1 protein-coding gene is annotated in these 256 nt (G+C 62.1%); it reads right to left on the bottom strand.

Features of this window, described 5'->3' with window-relative positions; translation table 11 throughout:
- Positions 1 to 51: 51 nt before the first annotated feature.
- A partial coding sequence (locus tag AC0L20_RS41325) for a hypothetical protein (RefSeq protein ID WP_473295883.1) occupies positions 52 to 256 on the bottom strand: 205 nt, incomplete at its 5' end.

Genomic DNA, 256 nt, shown 5'->3' with positions numbered 1-256 from the left:
ACACCGCCCGGTTTGCCGCTCGGCCAAGGCCGGTTTTCGATATCGCATTGCTCACCGATCGCCGCTTCCACGCCGCTTGCCTGCGCCATATAGGCGCGAACAACTGGCGAGCACGCAAATCGCGCCGATCAGCGGCACCAGCATGCCGCCTACCAACAGGTTGTAGGCCAGGGTCAAGGCGCTGATCACGTCGTTCACCACCAGTGCGATACCCAGCACCGCCACACCGGTCAGCAGGGTAAACAAGCGATTGATG

This window comes from Bradyrhizobium sp. Kon58, from assembly GCF_055807455.1.
This window is presented reverse-complemented; position numbering and strand designations above follow the sequence as displayed.